14 protein-coding genes and 4 pseudogenes are annotated in these 21,249 nt (G+C 70.0%); 14 read left to right on the top strand and 4 right to left on the bottom strand.

What is annotated here, in order from left to right; translation table 11 throughout:
* Positions 1-21: 21 nt before the first annotated feature.
* The 3 genes and pseudogenes from AC5Y4Z_RS02600 to AC5Y4Z_RS02610 all read left to right on the top strand — a co-directional run.
* Positions 22-1,128: a calcium:cation antiporter gene (locus AC5Y4Z_RS02600; RefSeq protein ID WP_499960690.1), complete on the top strand. Its 1,107-nt coding sequence runs from the start codon at positions 22-24 to the stop codon at positions 1,126-1,128.
* 125 nt (positions 1,129-1,253) lie between these two features.
* A pseudogene (locus tag AC5Y4Z_RS02605) lies at positions 1,254-1,542 on the top strand (PE family protein); the annotation flags it as partial.
* Positions 1,543-2,269: 727 nt separating this feature from the next.
* Positions 2,270-2,555: pseudogene (locus AC5Y4Z_RS02610) on the top strand (PE family protein); the annotation flags it as partial.
* A gap of 762 nt (positions 2,556-3,317) precedes the next feature.
* Here the strand turns inward: AC5Y4Z_RS02610 and AC5Y4Z_RS02615 are convergent.
* Entirely contained in the window at positions 3,318-3,782 is a 465-nt protein-coding gene (locus AC5Y4Z_RS02615) for a peroxiredoxin (RefSeq protein ID WP_499960691.1), read from the bottom strand.
* A 52-nt stretch (positions 3,783-3,834) separates the two neighbouring features.
* On the opposite strand from AC5Y4Z_RS02615, the gene AC5Y4Z_RS02620 reads away from it, so the two are divergent.
* The 7 genes from AC5Y4Z_RS02620 (at position 3,835) to AC5Y4Z_RS02650 (ending at position 12,280) form a co-directional block, all read left to right on the top strand.
* Positions 3,835-5,367, top strand: coding sequence for an anthranilate synthase component I (locus tag AC5Y4Z_RS02620; protein WP_499960693.1), 1,533 nt, complete (start codon positions 3,835-3,837; stop codon positions 5,365-5,367).
* Positions 5,360-6,010, top strand: coding sequence for a TIGR02234 family membrane protein (locus AC5Y4Z_RS02625; RefSeq protein ID WP_499960694.1), 651 nt, complete (start codon positions 5,360-5,362; stop codon positions 6,008-6,010). Before AC5Y4Z_RS02620 ends, AC5Y4Z_RS02625 begins: the two co-directional genes overlap by 8 nt.
* 95 nt (positions 6,011-6,105) lie before the next feature.
* The gene (trpC, locus tag AC5Y4Z_RS02630; RefSeq protein WP_499960695.1) at positions 6,106-6,924 is read left to right on the top strand and encodes an indole-3-glycerol phosphate synthase TrpC; all 819 of its coding nucleotides are present in this window, start codon (positions 6,106-6,108) and stop codon (positions 6,922-6,924) included.
* Between the two features lie 36 nt (positions 6,925-6,960).
* Complete coding sequence (trpB, locus tag AC5Y4Z_RS02635) at positions 6,961-8,208, top strand: tryptophan synthase subunit beta (RefSeq protein ID WP_499960696.1); 1,248 nt, start codon at positions 6,961-6,963, stop codon at positions 8,206-8,208.
* Positions 8,205-9,014, top strand: a complete 810-nt coding sequence (gene trpA / locus AC5Y4Z_RS02640; protein WP_499960697.1) for a tryptophan synthase subunit alpha — start codon at positions 8,205-8,207, stop codon at positions 9,012-9,014. The genes trpB and trpA overlap by 4 nt, the downstream gene beginning before the upstream one ends.
* On the top strand, positions 9,011-10,795 hold the full coding sequence (lgt, locus tag AC5Y4Z_RS02645) for a prolipoprotein diacylglyceryl transferase (protein WP_499960698.1): 1,785 nt from the start codon (positions 9,011-9,013) through the stop codon (positions 10,793-10,795). The genes trpA and lgt overlap by 4 nt, the downstream gene beginning before the upstream one ends.
* Before the next feature lie 123 nt (positions 10,796-10,918).
* Positions 10,919-12,280 (top strand): HNH endonuclease signature motif containing protein, encoded by a 1,362-nt coding sequence (locus AC5Y4Z_RS02650; protein WP_499960699.1) that lies wholly within the window; start codon positions 10,919-10,921, stop codon positions 12,278-12,280.
* Positions 12,281-12,303: 23 nt separating this feature from the next.
* On the opposite strand, the gene AC5Y4Z_RS02655 is transcribed toward AC5Y4Z_RS02650, so the two are convergent.
* Positions 12,304-13,194 (bottom strand): alpha/beta hydrolase, encoded by an 891-nt coding sequence (locus tag AC5Y4Z_RS02655; RefSeq protein WP_499960701.1) that lies wholly within the window; start codon positions 13,192-13,194, stop codon positions 12,304-12,306.
* Positions 13,195-13,748: 554 nt separating this feature from the next.
* Between AC5Y4Z_RS02655 and AC5Y4Z_RS02660 the strand changes: the two genes are divergently transcribed.
* The 4 genes and pseudogenes from AC5Y4Z_RS02660 to AC5Y4Z_RS02675 form a co-directional block, all read left to right on the top strand.
* Positions 13,749-14,186: a DUF2752 domain-containing protein gene (locus AC5Y4Z_RS02660; RefSeq protein ID WP_499960702.1), complete on the top strand. Its 438-nt coding sequence runs from the start codon at positions 13,749-13,751 to the stop codon at positions 14,184-14,186.
* A 35-nt stretch (positions 14,187-14,221) separates the two neighbouring features.
* Complete coding sequence (gene pyk, locus AC5Y4Z_RS02665) at positions 14,222-15,640, top strand: pyruvate kinase (RefSeq protein WP_499960704.1); 1,419 nt, start codon at positions 14,222-14,224, stop codon at positions 15,638-15,640.
* 2 nt (positions 15,641-15,642) lie between these two features.
* Positions 15,643-16,521 (top strand): acyl-CoA thioesterase II, encoded by an 879-nt coding sequence (locus AC5Y4Z_RS02670; RefSeq protein WP_499960705.1) that lies wholly within the window; start codon positions 15,643-15,645, stop codon positions 16,519-16,521.
* 607 nt (positions 16,522-17,128) lie between these two features.
* A pseudogene (locus AC5Y4Z_RS02675) lies at positions 17,129-17,926 on the top strand (bifunctional lysylphosphatidylglycerol flippase/synthetase MprF); the annotation flags it as partial.
* A 50-nt stretch (positions 17,927-17,976) separates the two neighbouring features.
* Here AC5Y4Z_RS02675 and cydC read toward each other — a convergent pair.
* Both cydC and cydD read right to left on the bottom strand, forming a co-directional pair.
* Positions 17,977-19,694: pseudogene (gene cydC / locus AC5Y4Z_RS02680) on the bottom strand (thiol reductant ABC exporter subunit CydC).
* Complete coding sequence (gene cydD / locus AC5Y4Z_RS02685; protein WP_499960927.1) at positions 19,666-21,243, bottom strand: thiol reductant ABC exporter subunit CydD; 1,578 nt, start codon at positions 21,241-21,243, stop codon at positions 19,666-19,668. The pseudogene cydC and the gene cydD overlap by 29 nt, the downstream one beginning before the upstream one ends.
* Positions 21,244-21,249 lie beyond the last annotated feature (6 nt).

The raw sequence follows: 21,249 nt of genomic DNA on the forward strand, positions 1-21,249 counted from the left end.
GCCACGGCAGAATGGCGGGCAATGTTGAAAAGGCTGCCCTGGACCTCCTGGGCCACAGTGGTGCCGTTGATCGCCGTCGTCGTGCTGACGTTCACGTGGGGAGAACACGCCGGGCCGGTGGCGGTGGCGCTGCAGGCCGCGCTGTTGGTCGGCGCCGTGCTGGCCGCGGTCCAGCACGCCGAGGTGGTCGCGGCCCGCGTCGGCGAGCCGTTCGGGTCGCTGGTGCTCGCGGCCGCGGTGACGATCATCGAGGTCGCCATCATCGTCGAATTGATGGCCACCGGCGGCAACGAGGCCGCCACGCTGGCCCGCGACACGGCGTTCGCCGCGTTCATGATCACCACCAACGGGATCGCGGGACTGTCGCTGTCGTGGGGATCCCGGCGCTACGGCGTGACGCTGTTCAACGCCGAGGGCAGCGGGGCCGCGCTGGCCACGCTCACGACGCTGGCGACGCTGAGCCTGGCGCTGCCCGCGTTCACCGTCAGCCATCCCGGCAAGCAGTTCTCACCCGGCCAGCTCATCTTCGCCGGGGCCGCGTCGCTGCTGCTGTACCTGCTGTTCGTGTTCACCCAGACCGTGCGGCACCGCGACTTCTTCTTGCCCGTCGCGCAGAAGGGCCAGAAGCGGCTGTTCGACGATTTCGAGGAGAGCCACGCCGAGCCGCCGACCAACCGCGAGGCGCTGACCAGCCTCGTGCTGCTGCTGGTCGCGCTGGTGGCCGTGGTGGGTCTCGCCGAACAGGAGTCGCCGGCAATCGAGCGCCTGGTCACCGCGGCCGGGTTTCCCCAGACGTTCGTCGGGGTGATCATCGCGATGCTGGTGCTGCTGCCCGAGACGCTCGCGGCGGTGCGCGCCGCGCGGCGCGGCCGCATCCAGACGAGCCTGAACCTGGCCTACGGCTCGGCGATGGCCAGCATCGGGCTGACCATCCCGACGATCGCGCTGGCCAGCATCTGGCTGAAGGGGCCGCTGGTGCTGGGCCTGCAGCCCACCCAGCTGGTGCTGCTCGCGCTGACCGTGGTGATCAGCATGCTGACCGTGGTGCCCGGCCGGGCCACCCGACTGCAGGGCGAGGTGCACCTGGTGCTGCTCGCCGCCTACCTGTTCTTGGCCGTCATTCCCTGACTCGAGACCGCGCCGCTGAGAGGTCGCTGAGAATCGCTGGAATTTATACCAGGGCGGCTTATAATTTTGCGCGCGTCTAATAGCTGGAACCGACGGTCGCCGAGCCGATTCGTTGGGAGGAAGCGATGTCGTATCTGATTGCCGCGCCGGAGGCGCTGACGGCGGCCGCGGGAGACTTGGCGAGTATCGGAGCGGCGGTGCAGGCGGCCAAGGCCGCCGCGGCGGCGCCGACGACGGGGGTGCTGGCCGCGGGCGCCGACGAGGTGTCGGCGGCCGTCACGGCGGTGTTCGGGCAGCACGCGCAGGCGTTTCAGGCGGTCGGCGCGCAGGCGGCCACGGTCCATGAGCAGTTCGTGCAGGCCTTGAGCGCCGGCGCGGGCTCGTATGCGAGCGCCGAGGCGGCCGCCGCGCAGGCGTTGCCGGGTCCGTTGCAGAACTCGGCGCTCTCGGTCAGCGGCTTCCAGGTGTGGCAGTCAGGGTCCGCGCAGGCCACCTCGAGCTTCGGCGACATCTCGTTTGCGATGGGCGCGAACAGCAACGCCTTCTCTGGCGGCAGCGTCCTGGCGTTCTCCTCCGCCGTCGGCACCAGTGCCTCCGCCTCGGCCAACGGAACGCTCAACACGGCCTTCGTCATCGGCAACAACTCGACCGCCACCACCAGCGTCCTCAAGCCCGGCATCCTGCAAACCGCCTTCGTCCACGGCAACAACAGCGTCGCCGTCACTGCGGGCGGCTTCAACGACTCCGCCAGCGTTTTCGGCAACACCTCCGGTGCGTTCGCGCTGGCGGGCAACAGCAATACGGCGGTGGTCTTCGGCAACTTGAGCAGTGCCAACGCGGGTGGGGGACTCAACGGTACGGGCGGGTTCGACACGGCGATGGTGGCGGCCAACAACAGCAACGCCTTCGCCGGCGACGGCTCCGTCGACGTCGCCGCCATCCTCGGCGGCACGGGCCAATTTGCCCAAGCCGGCGGCAATGTGTTCACCGGCACGGCCGCCAGTTTCAATCTCGCTTTTGTCAACGGGCTGCTCGGCAACAACCTCTCGGCGAGCGCCACGGGCGGCTTCTCCGTCGCCCACGCGCCGTAGTGGCGAGCAGGCCGCAGATTATCTGCCGGGCTGAATTATTGGAGGAAGCGATGTCGTATCTGATTGCCGCGCCGGAGGCGCTGACGGCCGCCGCGGGAAACCTGGCGAGTATCGGTGCGGCGGTGCAGGCCGCCAAGGCGGCCGCCGCGGCGCCGACGACGGGGGTGCTGGCCGCCGGTGCCGACGAGGTGTCGGCCGCCATCGCGACGGTGTTCGGGCGGCACGCGCAAGCGTTTCAGGCGGTCAGCGCCCAGGCGGCGGCGTTTCATCAGCAGTTCGTGCAGGCGCTGAGCGCCGGCGCGGGCTCGTACGCGGCCGCCGAGGCGGCCGCCGCCCAGGCGCTGCCGGGCCCACTGCAGAACTCGGCGCTGTCGGTCAGCGGCTTCCAGGTGTGGCAGTCAGGGTCCGCGACGGCCACCTCGAGCGGCGGCGACATCTCGTTTGCCATGGGCGCGAACAGCAACGCCTTCTCGGGCGGCAGCGTCCTAGCCTTCGCCTCCGCCATCGGCACCAATTCCGCCGCGCAGGCCAACGGCACCCTCAATACGGCTTTCGTCATCGGCAACAACTCGACCGCCACCACCAGCCTCAACAGCCCCGGCATCCTGCAAACCGCCTTCGTCCATGGCAGCAACAGCACCGCTACCACGTCGGGCGGTTTCAACAACTTGGCCAGCATCTGGGGCACCAACAGCATTGCCGGGGCCGGGTTTGGTAACAATGACTCGGCCCCGGTTTTCGGCAACACCAGCGTTGCGGCCGCGGGCGGGGACGGCGTCGCCACCGGCGGATTCGACATGGCCATGGTCGCCGGGAACAACAGCAACGCCGGCGCCGGCGCCAACGGGCTCGTCAACAGCAACTTCAACGTCGCCGACTCCCTGTTTGCCAACAACAGCAACATCTTTGCCGGCAACGGCACCGTCAACCTCGCGACAGCGATCGGCGGCACCGGCCAGACGGCCCTGGCCGGTGGCAACGTGTTCACCGGCACGGCCAGCAGCTTCAACCTCGCCGCGGTCTTGGGGTTCCTCGGCAACAACCTCACCGCCACGGCCACGGGCGGCGGCCAATTCGTCGTAGTGCCTTAAGCGCCGATCAGCCCGACGACCGCGCCCGCAACACCTGCAGCGCCTTATCGGCGTGGGTGTCCATGTTGAACTCGCTGGAGATCACGTCGAGCACGGTGCGGCTGGTGTCGATGACGAACGTGGTGCGCTTGACCGGCATCAGCTTGCCGAGCAGGCCGCGCTTGACGCCGAACTGCGCGGCGACGGTGCCCGCGGTGTCCGACAGCAGCGGGTAGTCGAACTTGCGCAGGTCGGCGAACTTGGCCTGCTTTTCGACGGGGTCGGCGCTGATGCCGACCCGGTTGGCGCCGACGGCGGCGAATTCGGCGGCCAGGTCCCGGAAGTGGCAGGCCTCCTTGGTGCAGCCGGGCGTCATCGCCGCGGGGTAGAAGAACAGGACGACGGGCCCGTCGGCGAGCAGGGCGCTGAGCTTGCGGGGCGTCCCGGACTGGTCGGGAAGTTCGAACTCGGCCACCGTGTCACCAGTTTTCATGGGCGTCACGCTACGCGCGAAGGCGCCCAACCACATCTGGGAGGATGGGTCGGTGCCCGACCACCTCGCCGCCACCACCTCCCGGGAGGAGTTCCGCCACCTGGCAGCGGAACACCGCGTGGTTCCGGTGACCCGCAAGGTCTTGGCCGACAGCGAAACCCCGCTGTCGGCCTACCGCAAGCTCGCCGCGAACCGGCCCGGAACGTTCCTGCTGGAGTCCGCCGAGAACGGGCGATCGTGGTCGCGGTGGTCGTTCATCGGCGCGGGCGCGCCGTCGGCGCTGACCGTGCGCGACGGCGAGGCGGTGTGGCTGGGCGCCGTGCCGCAGGACGCGCCCACCGGCGGCGACCCGCTGCACGCGCTGCGGGCCACCCTCGAGCTGCTGGCCACCGGCCCGCTGCATGGGCTCCCGCCGCTGTCGGGCGGCATGGTGGGATTCTTCGCCTACGACCTGGTGCGGCGCCTGGAACGGCTGCCCGAACTGGCCGTCGACGACCTCCAACTGCCGGACATGGTGCTGCTGCTGGCCACCGACCTGGCGGCCGTCGACCACCACGAGGGCACCATCACGCTGATCGCCAACGCCGTGAACTGGAACGGCACCGACGAGCGCGTCAACGAGGCCTACGACGACGCGGTCGCCCGGCTTGACGTGATGACCGCGGCGCTGGGCCAGCCGCTGCCGTCGACCGTGGCCACCTTCAGCCGCCCCGAACCCCAGCACCGGTCGCAGCGCACCGTGGAGGAGTACGGCAAGATCGTCGACTACCTCGTCGAGCAGATCGCCGCCGGCGAGGCCTTTCAGGTGGTGCCCTCGCAGCGCTTCGAGATGGACACCGCCGTCGCGCCCATCGACGTGTACCGGATGCTGCGGGCGACCAATCCCAGCCCCTACATGTACCTACTGCACGTACCCAATGACGCTGGGACAACGGACTTTTCGATCGTCGGGTCCAGCCCGGAGGCGCTGGTCACCGTCGCCGACGGCTGGGCCACGACACACCCGATCGCCGGGACCCGCTGGCGCGGGCAGACCGACGAAGAGGATCAGCTGCTGGAAAAGGAACTGCTGGCCGACGACAAGGAACGCGCCGAGCACCTCATGCTGGTCGACCTGGGCCGCAACGACCTCGGCCGCGTCTGCACCCCGGGCACCGTGCGCGTCGACGACTACAGCCACATCGAGCGCTACAGCCACGTCATGCACCTGGTGTCGACGGTGACCGGGATGCTCGGCGAGGGTCGCACGGCGCTGGACGCGGTGACGGCCTGCTTCCCGGCCGGCACGCTGTCCGGCGCGCCCAAGGTGCGGGCGATGGAGCTCATCGAAGAGGTGGAGAAGACGCGTCGCGGCCTCTACGGCGGCGTGGTCGGCTACCTCGACTTCGCCGGCAACGCCGACTTCGCGATCGCCATCCGCACCGCGCTGATGCGCGAGGGCACCGCCTATGTGCAGGCCGGCGGTGGGGTGGTGGCCGACTCCAACGGGCCTTACGAATACACCGAGGCCGCCAACAAGGCGCGCGCCGTGCTCAACGCGATCGCCGCCGCCGAGACGCTGACGGCCCCGAGCGGCGATGGCTGACTCCCGTCCGGGCCGGCGCACGATCGTCGTCGCCCAACTGCTGCTGGTGCTCGCGGCGGGCGCGCTGTGGGTGGCGTCGCGGCTGCCGTGGGTGGTGATCCGCTCGTTCGACGGGCTCGGCCCGCCCAAGCAGGCGACCCTGTCCGGGGCGACCTGGTCGACGGCGCTGCTGCCATTGGCGCTGCTCATGCTGGCCACCGCCGTCGCGGCGCTCGCCGTGCGCGGCTGGCCGCTGCGGGTGCTGGCGGCGCTGCTGGCCGCGGCCAGCCTGGCCGTCGGCTACCTCGGGGTCAGCCTCTGGGTGGTACCGGAGGTGGCGGTGCGCGGCGCCGAGCTGGCGCATGTGCCGGTGATGTTCCTGGTCGGAAGCGAGCGCCGGTACGTCGGCGCCGCGATCGCGGTGGCCGCCGCGGTGTGCACGCTGGCGGCGGCCGTTTTGTTGATGCGCTCGGCCCGCGGCAGCGCGGCCAAATATGCGAGGCCCGCAACCCGTCGCTCGAATGCGCCACGCGAAGACGCCGACGGGGCGATGCTGGACGGGCAAGGGAAGCCGGAGATGTCGGAGCGGATGATCTGGGATGCGCTTGACGAGGGATGCGACCCGACCGATCGGGCCCGCGGGTCTGACACCGAGGGTCGGTGAACGGCCGTGCGGTGACGGTCGCTACCCTTCAGTGACGTCATCGGCTAAGTAATCGTGGCGGGCAGTGGGATGGCAGTGGGAAGGGAACGACACGCATGAGTCCGGCGTCCGTGCTTGACTCCATCCTCGAGGGAGTCCGGGCCGACGTTGCCGCGCGCGAAGCCGTTATCAGCCTGACCGAGATCAAGGCGGCCGCCGCCGCCGCGCCACCACCGCTGGACGTCATGGCCGCGTTGCGCGAGCCCGGCATCGGCGTCATCGCCGAGGTAAAGCGCGCCAGCCCGTCGGCGGGTTCGCTAGCGCCCATTAGCGATCCGGCGAAGCTGGCCCGCGCCTACGAGGACGGCGGCGCCCGGATCATCAGCGTGCTGACCGAGCAGCGACGGTTCCGCGGGTCGCTCGACGACCTCGACGCGGTGCGCGCCGCGGTCTCAATCCCGATCTTGCGCAAAGACTTTGTGGTGCAGCCCTATCAGATCCACGAGGCGCGCGCCCACGGCGCCGACATGCTGCTGCTGATCGTTGCCGCGCTGGAACAGTCGGCGTTGGTGTCGATGCTGGACCGCACCGAATCACTCGGCATGACGGCGCTGGTCGAAGTGCACACCGAGGAGGAAGCCGACCGGGCGCTGAAGGCGGGGGCCACCGTGATCGGCGTCAACGCCCGCGATCTCACCACCTTGACCGTGGACCGGGATTGCTTCGCGCGCATCGCCCCCGGGCTGCCCAGCAAGGTGATCAGGGTCGCCGAGTCCGGCGTGCGCGGCACCGGGGACCTGCTGGCGTACGCCGGCGCCGGCGCCGACGCCGTGTTGGTCGGTGAGGGTCTCGTCAAAAGCGGCGACCCGCGCGCGGCGGTCGCCGATCTGGTCACCGCGGGCACCCACCCGTCCTGCCCGAAACCGTCTCGCTAGCCCGCCGATGAGCCGTTCCTTCGTCGAGCATTGGTGATGGTAGGTCTGTCCCGCCCGGAGCTTCCGCTTTCGAGTGCGGCCATCGCCGAACCCACCCGTCACGACCCCGACCCGGGTGGGCATTTCGGTGTGTACGGGGGCCGCTACGTGGCCGAGGCGCTGATGGCGGTGATCGAGGAGGTCACCGCTGCCTACGAAAAGGAGCGCGTCAACCCCGACTTCCTGGACACGCTCGACGAGTTGCAGGCGAACTACGCCGGCCGGCCGTCCCCGCTGTACGAGGCCACCCGGCTGTCCGAGCACGCCGGCTCGGCGCGGATCTTCCTCAAACGAGAAGACTTGAACCACACCGGTTCTCACAAGATCAACAATGTGCTCGGGCAGGCGCTGCTGGCCAAGCGGATGGGCAAGCACCGGGTGATCGCCGAGACCGGGGCCGGCCAGCACGGCGTGGCGACGGCGACGGCGTGCGCGTTGCTCGGGCTGGAGTGCGTGGTCTACATGGGCGCCGTCGATACCGCGCGCCAGGCGCTCAACGTGGCCCGAATGCGGCTGCTGGGCGCCGAGGTCGTCTCGGTCGAGACCGGCTCGCAGACGCTCAAGGACGCCATCAACGAGGCGTTCCGCGACTGGGTCACCAACGCCGACAGCACCTACTACTGTTTCGGCACCGCCGCCGGGCCGCATCCGTTTCCGGTGATGGTGCGTGACTTTCAGCGCGTCATCGGCTTGGAGGCGCGCGCCCAGGTCCAGGCGCAGGCCGGCCGGCTGCCCGACGCGGTCACCGCGTGCGTCGGCGGCGGCTCCAACGCGATCGGGATCTTTCACGCGTTCATCGACGATCCCGGCGTGCGGCTGATCGGGTTCGAGGCGGCCGGCGACGGCGTCGAGACCGGCAGGCACGCCGCGACGTTCACCGGCGGGTCGCCCGGGGCGTTCCAGGGCTCGTTCTCCTACCTGCTGCAGGACGAGGACGGCCAGACCATCGAATCCCATTCGATCTCAGCCGGTCTGGACTATCCGGGGGTGGGCCCCGAACACGCGTATCTGCGGGAGACCGGCCGCGCCGAGTACCGGCCCATCACCGACGCCGAGGCGATGGAGGCGTTCGGCCTGCTGTGCCGCGCGGAGGGCATCATCCCGGCCATCGAATCCGCGCACGCGGTGGCCGGTGCCCTGAAGCTGGGCAGCGAATTGGGCAGTGGCGCCGTGATTGTGGTGAACCTGTCCGGCCGCGGCGACAAGGACGTCGAGACGGCCGCGAAGTGGTTCGGGTTGCTATGACGGTGCAGCAGAGCCAGGCCAGCCGGCTGGGGCCGGCGTTCGAGTCCTGCCGCGCGGACAACCGCGCGGCGCTGATCGGCTACCTGCCCACCGGTTTCCCCGACGTCCCCACCTCCGTGGAGGCGATGGTCGCCCTCGTCGAATCCGGTTGCGACATCATCGAAGTCGGTGTGCCGTATTCGGATCCGGGCATGGACGGGCCGACCATCGCCCGGGCGACGGAGGCCGCGCTGCACGGGGGAGTGCGGGTGCGGGACACGCTGGCCGCCGTCGAGGCGATCAGCGAGGCGGGCGGGCGCGCGGCGGTGATGACGTACTGGAATCCGGTGCTGCACTACGGCGTTGACGCGTTCGCCCGCGACCTGGCGGCCGCCGGCGGGCATGGCCTGATCACCCCGGACCTCATCCCCGACGAAGCCGGGCAGTGGCTGGCGGCATCCGAGGAGCATCGGTTGGATCGCGTATTCCTGGTCGCGCCGTCGTCGACGCCGCAGCGGTTGGTGACGACGGTCGAGGCCTCGCGCGGATTCGTCTACGCGGCCTCGACGATGGGCGTGACGGGCGCGCGCGACGCGGTGTCGCAGGCGGCGCCGGAGTTGGTGGGCCGGGTCAAACAGGTGTCCGACATCCCGGTCGGCGTCGGCCTGGGCGTGCGGTCGCGCGAGCAGGCCGCGCAGATCGGCAGCTACGCCGACGGCGTCATCGTGGGGTCCGCGCTGGTGTCGGCGCTGGGCGACGGGGGATTGCCCGCGTTGCGCGCCCTCACCGAGGAACTCGCCGCCGGTGTGCGGGGAGCCGCGTCATGACGCGGTTGCTCGCCTATTTCCCCAGCCCGCCGCGGGGGGTGTGGCATTTGGGGCCATTGCCCATTCGCGCGTACGCGCTGTTCATCATCATCGGCATCGTGGCGTCGCTGGTGATCGGCGACCGGCGCTGGGCGGCGCGCGGCGGCCAGCGCGGCGTCATCTACGACATCGCCCTGTGGGCCGTGCCGTTCGGATTGATCGGCGGGCGGCTCTACCACCTGGCCACCGACTGGCGGACGTATTGGGGTCCGGGCGGCGCCGGGTCCTTCGCGGCGCTGCGGATCTGGGACGGCGGCCTGGGCATCTGGGGCGCGATCGCCCTCGGCGGGGTGGGCGCCTGGATCGGCTGCCGGCGGCGTGGGATTCCGTTGCCGGCCTTCGCCGATGCGCTGGCGCCGGGAATCATCCTGGCGCAGGCCATCGGCCGGTTGGGGAACTATTTCAACCAGGAGCTCTACGGCCGGGAGACCACGCTGCCATGGGGTCTGGAGATCTTTTACCGGCGTGACCCCTCCGGTTACGTCGACCCGCATTCGCTCGACGGTGCGTCAACCGGACAGGTCGCGCTCGTCGTACATCCGACGTTCCTCTACGAATTGCTCTGGAACCTCCTGGTTTTCGTCCTGTTGCTCTACGTGGACCGCCGGTTCAAGTTCGGTCACGGCCGGCTGTTTGCGCTCTATGTCGCCGGCTACTGCGTCGGGCGGTTCGGCGTCGAGCTGTTGCGCAACGACACCGCGACGCTCATCGCCGGGATCCGGATCAACGTCTTCACGTCGACTTTCGTGTTCATCGGCGCCGTGGTGTACATGATCCTGGCGCCGAAGGGCCGCGAGGATCCATCGACGCTGGGCGGCGATTATGTCGAGGTGGCGGAGCCCGAGCCCGCGACGGTGGCTGCTGCGGCTGCTGTCGGGGCAGGCGGGGCGGCGGCGGCTGGCGGTGGGGACGACGAAGACACCGAAGTCCGGGAGGCCGAGGCCGAGGAGCCCGAAGCGGAGGCTGCAGAGCCGGAGCTCGAAGGCGAGGAGCCGGAGGCCGAAGAACCTGAGGCCGAAGCCGAGGAGCCCGAGGGTGAGGAGCCGGAGGCCGAGGAAGCCGAGGCCGAAGAAGCGGAAGCCGAGGTTGCAGAGGCGGCGGCCGAAGTCGAGGAGCCGGAGGAAGAGCCCGAAGAAGCAGAGGCCGAAGCGGCAGAGGCCGAAGCCGAGGCCGAAGAAGTAGAGGCCGAGGAGCCTGACGCCGAGGTAGCGCAGCCGGAGGAGGAAGCTGAAGCGGCTGAGGGGGAGGAGCCGGAGGCCGAGGCTGACGGGATTGACGAAGACGAGTCGGATGATGAAGCCGATGCGGCTGAGGAGGAAGAGCCGGAGGCCGAGCCCGAAGATGCTGACGTAGCAGAACCGGAAGAGGCCAAGGCTGTCGAGGCCGAAGTAGAGGAACCGGAAACGCCGGAGCCCGAAGACGACGAGCCTGAAGTCGCTGAGGCCGAAGCCGCTGTCGCGGAGGACGTCGAGAGCGAAGCCGCGGAGCCGGAGACCGCGGAAGCGGAAGCCGTGGCCACGGAGGCCGCGGAGGCTGACGCCGCCGAGCCCGAACCCGAAGAGCTGGAAGCCGAGCCCGAGCCGGAAGAGCCCGAAGCCGATTCAGAACTATCTGAGCCCGAAGAGGCGGCCGAGAAGCCGCGCGTGGACTCCTCCGTCGATGACGCGAGAACATCGGACACTGCCGCTGTAACCCGGCGGCGATTCAGCTTCCGGGGGCTGAGGAATCGAAGGAATCGCTGACGCCCGAGCTCGTCCGGCTTGAGAAGCGTCACGCGCCGATTTTCTGTAATCCCTTGTGTCACTTTGGTTTCTGTGGTCACATTCGGGGGTTTCTTGTCGGTGGTGGTTCGTAGTGTCGGGGGCATGGGTTGCAGCAGTCGTGAGGAGATCGTCGAAGCCTTCGACGCGCTCGACGCTGGCCTGGACCGGGTGGGCGCGTTGTCCTTCGATGTGCTCACCACCCCGGAGCGGTTGCGGGTGCTGCAGCGCCTGGAGCGCGCCGCGCGGCGGCTGCGCTCCCCCCAGCACACGCTGATCAACGAGCTTGACGCCCAGGCCGGCCCCGCCGAGTTGGGTGGCAGCCTGCGCACCGCGCTGGCCGACGGGTTGCGCATCACCAAGGCCGAGGCCTCTCGGCGCCTCGCCGAGGCCGAGGATCTCGGCCAGCGCCGCGCGCTGACCGGTCAGCCGTTGGCGCCGCGGCTTGCCGCGACCGCGGCCGCCCAACGCCAGGGATTGATCGGCGATGGGCATGTGAAGGTGATCCGCAGTTTCTTCGCCCATCTGCCCGACGAGGTGGACGTGGCGCTGCGCGAGGCCGCCGAGAAGGATTTAGCCGGCAAGGCCACCCAGTACCGGCCCGACGAGGTGGCCCAATACGCCCAGCGAATCATGGACTGGATCCACCCCGACGGCGACTTCAGCGACCGCGAGCGCGCCCGCCGCCGCGGCATCGTCTTCGGCAAGCAGGAATTCGACGGCATGTCACGCATCAGCGGGCTGGTCACCCCGGAGCTGCGCGCGGCCATCGAGGCCATGTTGGCCAAGCTGGCCGCCCCCGGCGCCTGCAACCCCGAGGACGACACCCCCGTCGTCGACGACACCCCCGACGACGAGGCGGTGCGCCGCGACACCCGCAGCACCGCCCAGCGCAACCACGACGCGTTTGTGGCCGCGCTGCGCGCCCTGTTCGCCTCCGGGAAGCTGGGCAGCCATAACGGGCTACCGGTGGGGATTGTGGCCATCGCCTCGCTGCGCGAGCTGGAGGCCGCCGCCGGCAAGGCCCTGACCGCCGGCGGGAGCCTGCTGCCGATGGCCGACGTGATCCGCATGGCCTCCCACGCCCGTCACTATCTGGCGATTTTCCATGACGGCAAGCCGCTGGCGCTGTATCACACCCAACGCCTGGCCAGCCCGGCGCAACGAATCATGTTGTACGCCAAAGATCGCGGGTGCACCAAACCGGGCTGCACCGCCCCGGCCTACCACAGCCAGGTCCACCACCTCAAAGGCTGGCAGACAACCCACCGCACCGATATCGACGACCTCACCCTGGCCTGCGGCCCCGACAACCGACTCGCCGAACAAGGCTGGACCACCCGCACCAACGCCCACGGCCAAACCGAATGGATCCCACCCGCACACCTGGATCACGGACAGCCCAGGACCAACGCCTACCACCACCCCGAACGCTTCACCGACAACGAAGACGACGACGACCCGTAACCGCTGACGTCAGGGGAGTCGCGTTAAGGCTTCAGCGTGCGGACGAGAAAATCAGTCTGATCGGCGACCGCTCGCTCCCAGTCCTCACCTACGTAGATGTCGAAGTGGCCGATCGGGTAGTGCTTGATCTCGTTTCGCGGCCCGCGCGCGGCCAGCTTGGCGGTCTGTTGAGCCGGCGCGAGCGAGTCCTTGTCGGTGATGCAGAACAGCGCCGGGCAGGGGAGCTTCGCTGCCTTGAGTCCCGGGCGGTACATCCCGGCCCGCAGCATGATCCGGGCGGCGACGCGGTTGTCCCACTGCGCGTCGACCGACTGCTCGGCGATAGTGGTCATGCCGGACAGCGAATCGTCGGTGTTCATCACGCCGATGCTGCCGGGGGGCGCTGCGGCGGGGATGTAATAAGGCTCGCCGCGACGCAGTGCGGTGAGCTGATCGCGCAACCCGGCGACAGTGGCCTGCATGACCGTCTTCAGCCCAAGCGCGCGGAGGGTCGCGAGGCCGTCGGTGAACGGGCACTGCGAGACGATCGCCGCGACCCGCCCGTCCGCCGCCCCGACGGCCAGCACGTGGCCGCCGGAGAACGAGCTGCCGAACAGGCCGACGCGCGCTGGATCGACCCAGTCGAGATCGCGTGCGTAGGCCAGCGCGCTACGGAAGTCAGTGTGCTGGCGGGGGATGTCGATCAACTGGCGGGGCTCGCCGCCGCTCGCGCCGAAGTGGCGGTAATCGAAGAGCAGCACCCCGATCCCGGCCGCGCAGAAGCGCTCGGCGTAAGCGGGAAGGCGCAGTTCCTTGGTCGCGCTGAAGCCGTGCGCCATAACCATGAGCGGCCGCTCTTGTCCAAAGCCCTCGGGCCGGTACAGCCAGCCGGCGCACCAATCGTCGCCGGAGCGGAATGTGACCTCGGTGCGCATCGGGGATCTCCTCGGGATTCGGCGTGGGTGTCCAGCGGCGCCGCCCCCCGGCAGCGTATATAGGTTGTTGAGTCTCCGCCCGCGACGGCTCGCGCGGTGCGAAAATGGTTCCCGGATTGCCCGCGAGGACTGGAGCAGAATGTGAAGTACTACGCGGCGGACGTAGGCCCCGCTATTGCGGGTATCGCAAAGCTTCTCGCGTTCTTGGGACGTGTTTTTGCTCAAAATGGCCCGGCGGCGGCCGGTTGGCTGCTCTTGGTCCTTGCCGTGGTTCTTGGCGTGATCTGGCTCGTCCGTCGGCGCACGAGCAACGAGGAAGACGCACCGCCTCAGGGCGCGGATTCCGCCGAGCCCACAAAGGTCAGGTGTCACCACTGCCAACATGTACAGGCGGTGCCGGCGAGCTTATCGAGCTTCGAGTGCGAGCAATGCAACGCAAAGCTGAAACGATCAGGTTAGGCCGAAACACCTTGTGGCGGCGTCGAAGCCATACGGCCGCGCGGGAGGGCCGGAGACGGGCGACACGTAGCCGCGGATCTGGCATGCTGAAAAACGTGACTGACCGGCCGTGGAACGGCAACGCGCCGCCGCAACACCGTCCGCATCGCCACCGCGCCTACCTCGCGGCGGGCACCGGCGCGTTGCTGGCCGGCGCGCTCGGCTACGTCGGCCTGGTCGACCCGCACGACACGCACTCGGTTTATCCGCTGTGTCCGTTCAAATGGCTCACCGGCTGGAACTGTCCCTTCTGCGGCGGGCTGCGGATGACACACGACCTCATCCACGGTGACCTCGCGGCCGCCATCAACGACAACATCTTCCTGCTGATCGGGATCCCGATCCTGGCCGCATGGATCCTGTTCAGGCTCCGGCGCGGCCGCCCGCCGATGCCGATACCGGCAACGGTGACGATCGTGCTCCTCACCATCGGCTGGACCGTGGTGCGCAATCTCGGCGGTTTTCCGCTGGTTCCGACCGTCCTCGGTGGATAACAGGCCCCCGCCGCGCGCGACTATGCTGGTTCGCCGTGAGTAGACGCGGGAAGATCGTCTGCACCCTCGGCCCTGCGACTAATTCCGACGAGCTGATCCTGGCGCTGGTTGAGGCCGGAATGGACGTCGCTCGAATGAACTTCAGCCACGGCGACTACGCCGACCACAAGGCCGCCTACGACCGGGTGCGGGCCGCCTCCGACACCACCGGCCGCGCGGTCGGTGTGCTGGCCGACCTGCAGGGCCCCAAGATCAGGCTGGGCCGCTTCGCCACGGGGCCCACGTTCTGGGCCGACGGGGAAACGGTGCGGATCACCGTCGCCGACTGCGAAGGCAGCCACGACCGCGTCTCGACCACCTACAAGAGGCTGGCCAAGGACGCCGTGGTCGGCGACCGCGTCCTGGTCGACGACGGCAACGTCAGCCTGGTGATCGACGCCATCGACGGCGACGACGTGGTGTGCACGGTCGTCGAGGGCGGCCCGGTCAGCAACAACAAGGGCATGTCGCTGCCCGGGATGAACGTGTCCGCGCCCGCGTTGTCGGACAAGGACATCGAAGACCTGACCTTCGCGCTGAACCTCGGCGTCGACCTGGTCGCGCTGTCGTTCGTTCGCTCGCCGTCCGACGTCGAACTCGTCCACGAGGTGATGGACCGCATCGGTCGGCGGGTGCCGGTGATCGCCAAGCTCGAAAAGCCCGAAGCCGTCGACAACCTTGAGGCGATCGTGCTGGCCTTCGACGCCATCATGGTCGCGCGCGGCGACCTCGGCGTCGAACTGCCGCTCGAAGAGGTCCCGCTGGTGCAGAAGCGGGCGATCCAAATCGCCAGGGAGAACGCCAAACCCGTCATCGTGGCGACCCAGATGCTCGACTCGATGATCGAAAACTCGCGCCCCACCCGCGCCGAGGCGTCCGACGTCGCCAACGCCGTGCTCGACGGCGCCGACGCGCTGATGCTCTCGGGGGAGACCTCGATCGGCAAGCACCCGATGGCGGCGGTCCGCACGATGTCGCGCATCATCTGCGCGGTCGAGGAGAATTCCACGGCCGCCCCGCCGCTGACGCACGTGCCGCGCACCAAGCGCGGCGTGATCTCGTATGCCGCCCGCGACATCGGCGAGCGCCTCGACGCCAAGGCGCTGGTGGCGTTCACCCAGTCCGGCGACACCGTCAAGCGACTGGCGCGCCTGCACACCCCGCTGCCGCTGCTCGCCTTCACGGCGTGGCCCGAGGTGCGCAGCCAACTCGCCATGACCTGGGGCACCGAGACGTTCATCGTCCCGATGATGACCTCCACCGACGGCATGATCCGCCAGGTGGACAAGTCGCTGCTGGAACTAGGTCGCTACAAGCGCGGCGACCTGGTGGTCATCGTCGCCGGCGCCCCGCCGGGCACCGTAGGATCCACTAATTTGATCCACGTGCACCGGATTGGGGAGGACGACGTCTAGCCGTGACGACAACCACGTCCGACTTCGAGCAACTGCTGGCGATACTCGACGTCAAGCGCGTCGCCGAGCATCGTTTCGTCGGTACGCATCCCAGCAAGAACCCCATGCGCACTTTCGGCGGCCAGCTCATGGCGCAATCCCTCGTCGCCAGCAGCCGCACGCTGAAGACGGACGAACTCCCGCCCAGCTCGCTATCCGTGCACTTCATCAACGGGGGAGACACCGGCAAGGACATCGAATTCCATGTGGTGGCGCTGCGCGACGAGCGTCGCTTCGCCAACCGGCGCGTCGACGCCGTGCAGGACGGCACGGTGTTGTCCTCGGCGCTGATCTCGTACATGTCCGGCGGTCCCGGCCTCGAACACGCCGTCGACCCGCCGCAGGTGGCCCGGCCGCACACGCAGCCGCCGCTCCCGGAGTTGTTGCGCGGCTACGAGCAGACCGTCCCGCACTTCGTCAACGCGCTGCAGCCCATCGAATGGCGCTTCACCAACGATCCGTCGTGGGTGATGCGCGACAAGGGCGAGAAGCTGCCGCATAACCGGGTCTGGATGAAGGCGCTCGGCGCGATCCCGAACGACCCGGTGCTGCACACCGCGGCCATGGTGTACTCCTCGGACACCACGGTGCTGGACTCGGTCATCACCACCCATGGGCTGTCGTGGGGGTTCGACCGGATCTTCGCCGCGTCCGCGAACCATTCCGTGTGGTTTCACCGGCAGGTCAACTTCAACGACTGGGTGCTGTACTCCACGTCGTCGCCGGTGGCCGCGGATTCGCGCGGCCTGGGCACCGGGCACTTCTTCGACGGCTCGGGGCAGATCGTCGCCACGGTGGTGCAGGAGGGCGTGTTGTTATATTTTCCGTCCTCCGGCCGATAAGGAATCGACGGGATACTCGCAGGACAAGCGCCCGATTTCGGCCGAGCGTGCCCGCGATCGGCGTAAATTGCTATCCAGCCGGGTATTCGGTGCAGAGGCGACACACGTCGCCCAGCTGCTTTGTCAGCGCATCGGGAGGTGATAAGTGAACGGCACACCGGTCGACGTCGCAACCAAACCCCGCGCGCGCGAACGCGTTGTCGTCCACGTCGATTCGCTGGCCGCCCGCTGGATCGGCGCCCTGGCCCTGGTCTGCGCGGCGGGCTGGCTCGTCGCCATCCTGGCCCGCTACCACCACCAGCCGGCGTGGCACTACAGCGACCGGCTGGGCTGGTCGCTGGCGATCCTGGGGGCGGTGGCTTTTATCGCCCGGGGCATCTTCCTGGGCCGCCCGGTGACGGCCCTGCACGCCGTCGCCGCCGCCTTCTTCGTGCTGGCGGGGCTCGGCTCGCACGTGCTGTCCTTCGACCTGCTCGGCGATTTGCTGATCGCCGGCTCGGGGTTGGTCCTGATGTGGCCCACCTCGTCGCGCCCGCGACCCGCGGACTTGCCCCGGATCTGGGCGCTGATCGACGCTACCTGTGACGACGCGCTGGCGCCGTTCGCCATGCAAACCGGCAAGTGCTACCACTTCACCGCCGACGGCCGGGCCGCGCTGGCGTACCGGACCCGGCTGGGGTTTGCCGTGGTGGGCGCCGACCCGGTCGGCGACGAGGACAAGTTCCCCGAGTTGGTCGCCGACTTCGCCGCCATGTGCCACGCCCACGGCTGGCGGATCGCGGTGGTGGGGTGCAGCGAGCGGCGAATCGAGCTGTGGAGCGACCCGGCGGTGATCGGGCGGTCGCTGCGCGCCGTCCCGATCGGCCGCGACGTCGTCGTCGACGCGCCGAGCTTCGAGATGGTGGGCCGCAAGTTCCGCAACCTGCGCCAGGCCGTCAAGCGCACCCACAACTGCGGGATCACCACCGAGATCGTGGCCGAACAGGAACTCGACGACAAGCTGCTCGCGGAGCTGACCGACGTGGTGCGTGCGTCCCCCAGCGGCGCGCACCACGACCGCGGCTTCTACATGAACCTCGACGGCGTGCTCGAGGGCCGGTTCCCCGGAATCAAGCTCATCATCGCCCGGGACGCCGACGGGCGCGTGCAGGGCTTCCACCGCTACGCGACCGCCGGCGGCGGCAGCGACATCACCCTCGACATTCCGTGGCGGCGCCGCGGGGCGCCCAACGGCATCGACGAACGACTCAGCGTCGACATGATCATGACCGCCAAAGAGACTGGGGCGCAGCGGGTATCGCTGTCGTTCGCGGCGTTCCCCGAGATCTTCGACGACAAGAACCGCGGCTGGACGCAGCGCGTGTTCTACCGGTTGATCCACATCCTCGACCCGCTGATCGCGCTGGAGTCGCTGTACCGGTACGTCCGCAAGTTCCATGCGCTGGACGCCCGCCGCTACGCGCTGATCTCGATGACCCAGCTGGTTCCGTTGGCGCTCGTGCTGTTGACGCTGGAGTTCATGCCGCGCCGGCGACACCTGTGAGCGCCAGCTCGCGACACCCAATTCCGTTGGGCAGGTGGTGAGTAGCGACGACGACGGTCCGTTGCGCGGACATCAGCGCGGAGTCCGGTCCCAGCAGATCCCATAGCACCCGTTCGGCGTCGGCCGAGTCGAGGTGCTCGGTGGGCTCGTCGAGCAGCACGACGCGGGCGGGGGAGATCACCGCCCGAGCCAGCAACAGCCTCCTGCGCTGTCCCGCCGAGACCGCCTGCGCGCCACCGGTTAACACCGTCGACAGGCCGTCGGGCAGGCCGGCCAGCCACCCGCCCAGGCCGACCGCCTGCAGCGCGGCCGTCAGCTCGTCGTCCGGGCAATCGCCTCGGGCGACCAGCAGGTTGTCGCGGACCGTGGTGGCGAAGACGTGCGCGTCCTCGGCGAAAAAGCTGACGCTCCGGTGCAATTCGTCGTCGTCGAAACGACGGACGTCGGTCCCGCCCAGCGTCACGCGCCCGTCCAGCGGGGGCATCAGCCCCGCGAGCGTCATCAACAGCGTCGTCTTGCCGGAACCGCTGGCGCCGGTGACGGCCAGGCGGGCGCCGGGCGGCAGGTCGAGCGTCACCCGGGTCGGCCGCGCGGCGCCGGGGTGACCGGACGTGACATCGGCCGACAGCACGCCGGCGGGCACCGGTTCGCGCGGCCCGCTCGGGGCCTCCGGCGGCGCCAGGTCGAGCAGGCGGCGCGCGGCGATGCGCGAGCGTGTCAACTGAACCGCGGCGGCCGGCAGCGGCGTCGTGGCCTCGAAGGCCGACAACGGCAACAACATCAGGATGGCCAGCGTGGTGGGTGCGACCGCGTGCGCCAACCCGATCCCGGCCGCCACCGCGCCCAGCACGCTGGCACCGATCGCCGCGGTCGGCATCGCCTCGGCTATGGCCGCCGGTCGCGCGGCGGCGTCGAGGGCGCGGGCCCAGTCGTGGTGGCGGCGTCGCGAATCGGCGATGACACCGGGTAGCGCGCCGGCGACGCGCAGCTCCGGCGCGTGTTCGAGCGCTACTATCGCCGACGTGTCGCGGCCGGAATGGTGGTGTCGGGCAACCTCTTCCTGCGCCGCGGCCGCCCGGCCGGCGAGCAGGGGGGCGGCCAAGCCGGCGACCAGCAGGCAGCCCGCCAGCACTGCGGCGGCCGGCAGCGAGATGACCGCCACCGCCGCGGTCGCGGCCAGCCCCAGCACCACCGCGACCCCGATCGGCACCACGGCGCGCACCAGCACGTTGGCCAGCTCGTCGACGTCGGCACCGACCCGCGCCACCAGCTCGCCGCCCGGCAGGCGCACGGCGGCGCTCGCCGACCCACGCGCCAGCCGGCGATAGATCTCGGCCCGGGCGGCGCCGGCCGCACGCAGCGCGGTGTCGTGGGTGGCCAGCCGTTCGCAGTAGTGCAGCACGCCCCGGGATATCGCGAACGCGCGCACCGCGACGACCGCGACGGACAGGTCCAGCACGGGCGGCATCTGCCAGGCCCGCGTGATCAGCCACGCCGAAAACCCCGCCAGGGCAAGGGCGCTGCCCAGCGACAGCACGCCCAGCGCGACGGCGCCCAAAACCCGGGGCAGCCGCGGACGCAACAGACCCATGGCCGCGAGGTCAGACCGGCGCATGGCACACCCCGACATCGACCACGCGGTCACCGATGGCGACGACGGGCTCGCGGTGGCCGACGACCACCACCGTCGCGCCGGCGTGGGCCCGCTCGACGATGGCCCGCAGGACCCGCTCCTCGGTGCGCGCGTCCAGGTGCGCGGTCGGCTCGTCGAGCAACAGCACGGGCGCCGTCGAGCCCAGCGCGCGGGCCAGGCCCAGCCGCTGGCGCTGGCCCAGGGACAGCCCGACGCCGCCGCGCCCGAGCACGGTGTCCATCCCGTCGGGCAGCTCGGCCAGCACCTCGTCGAAACCCGATGCGGCGCAGGCGCCCTGGAGGTCGTCCAGCGGGCCCAGTAGCAAAAGGTTGTCGCGCACGGTGCCGGGGACCAGCACCGGGCGCTGTGGCAGCCACGACAGCTGTCGCCACCACGCGGCGGGGTCGAGGCCGGCGACGTCGACGCCGCCGACGGTGACCCGCCCCGACGACGCCGCGGCGAGCCCGGTGATCGCCTGCAGCGTGGTGCTCTTGCCGGCGCCGTTGCGTCCGGTCAGCACCGTCGCCCGTCCGGGGTCGATCACGACATTAAGGCCGCGCGGCGCAGCACCGTCGCGGCCCGCCACGCTGAGGTCTTCGACGCGGATCTGCTCGCCGCGCGCGTTCACCGCCCGGGTTCGCGCCGCGGGGGCGGCCGGCTCGCCGATGAGGGCGAACGCCTTGTCGGCGGCGGTCCTGCCGTCCTGGGCGGCATGGAATTCCACGCCGATGCGGCGCAGCGGCCAGTACACGTCGGGCGCCAGCAGCAGCACGGTCAGCCCGGCGGTCAGGGTCATCTCGCCGAACACCAGGCGCAGCCCGATGCCGACCGCGATCAGCGCCACGCCCAGCGTGGCCAGCAATTCGAGCACCAGCGCCGACAGGAACGCGATCCGCAGCGTGGCCATCGCCGAACGCCGGTGCGCGGTGGCCAGTTCGGCGATCCGGCGCTCGGGACCCCGGCCACGTCCCAACGCCCGCAGCGTCGGGATCCCGGCGATCAGGTCCAGCAGCCGGGCCTGCAGGGTCGTCATGGCTTCCAGCGCGGCCGCCGACCGTTCAGCCGTCGCCAGCCCGATCAACACCATGAAGACCGGGATCAGCGGCAGCGTGATCGCCACGACCGCCACCGATTTCAGGTCGTAGAACGCGATCACCGCGACCGTCGCCGGGGTGAGGATCGCGGCGAGCAGCAGCGTGGGCAGGTATCCGGTGAAGTAGGGGCGCAGCCCGTCCAGGCCGCGGGTGACCACCACCGCGGCGGCGGCCCGCTGTGCGGCAAGCGTTCTCGGGTCGCGCGCGGTGACCGCGGCCAGCACCTGGCCGTTGAGGTCGGCGATGACCGCGCTGGCCCCGCGCTGGCCCAGGCGGGCCTGCAGCCAGTGCGCCACGGTGCGAACGGCCCACAGCCCCACCAGGAGTGACAGCGGGCCCACCCATGCGCGCGGCGGACCGCCGACCAGCCCCGCGACGATGTCCGCCAGCACGATCGCCGCCCCGATCGCACAGGCGGAGATCACGACCCCGCAGCCCACCACGGCGCCCAGGTAGCG

It is taken from the genome of Mycobacterium sp. NGS63 (assembly GCF_059812295.1).

Excerpts from the sequence above, each read along its gene's own strand:
- AC5Y4Z_RS02655 (WP_499960701.1), bottom strand. The coding sequence starts at position 13,194 with ATGCGCACCGAGGTCACATTCCGCTCCGGCGACGATTGGTGCGCCGGC.
- trpC (WP_499960695.1), top strand. The coding sequence starts at position 6,106 with ATGAGTCCGGCGTCCGTGCTTGACTCCATCCTCGAGGGAGTCCGGGCC.
- lgt (WP_499960698.1), top strand. The coding sequence starts at position 9,011 with ATGACGCGGTTGCTCGCCTATTTCCCCAGCCCGCCGCGGGGGGTGTGG.
- AC5Y4Z_RS02625 (WP_499960694.1), top strand. The coding sequence starts at position 5,360 with ATGGCTGACTCCCGTCCGGGCCGGCGCACGATCGTCGTCGCCCAACTG.
- trpA (WP_499960697.1), top strand. The coding sequence starts at position 8,205 with ATGACGGTGCAGCAGAGCCAGGCCAGCCGGCTGGGGCCGGCGTTCGAG.
- AC5Y4Z_RS02600 (WP_499960690.1), top strand. The coding sequence starts at position 22 with ATGTTGAAAAGGCTGCCCTGGACCTCCTGGGCCACAGTGGTGCCGTTG.
- trpB (WP_499960696.1), top strand. The coding sequence starts at position 6,961 with ATGGTAGGTCTGTCCCGCCCGGAGCTTCCGCTTTCGAGTGCGGCCATC.
- AC5Y4Z_RS02650 (WP_499960699.1), top strand. The coding sequence starts at position 10,919 with ATGGGTTGCAGCAGTCGTGAGGAGATCGTCGAAGCCTTCGACGCGCTC.
- AC5Y4Z_RS02615 (WP_499960691.1), bottom strand. The coding sequence starts at position 3,782 with ATGAAAACTGGTGACACGGTGGCCGAGTTCGAACTTCCCGACCAGTCC.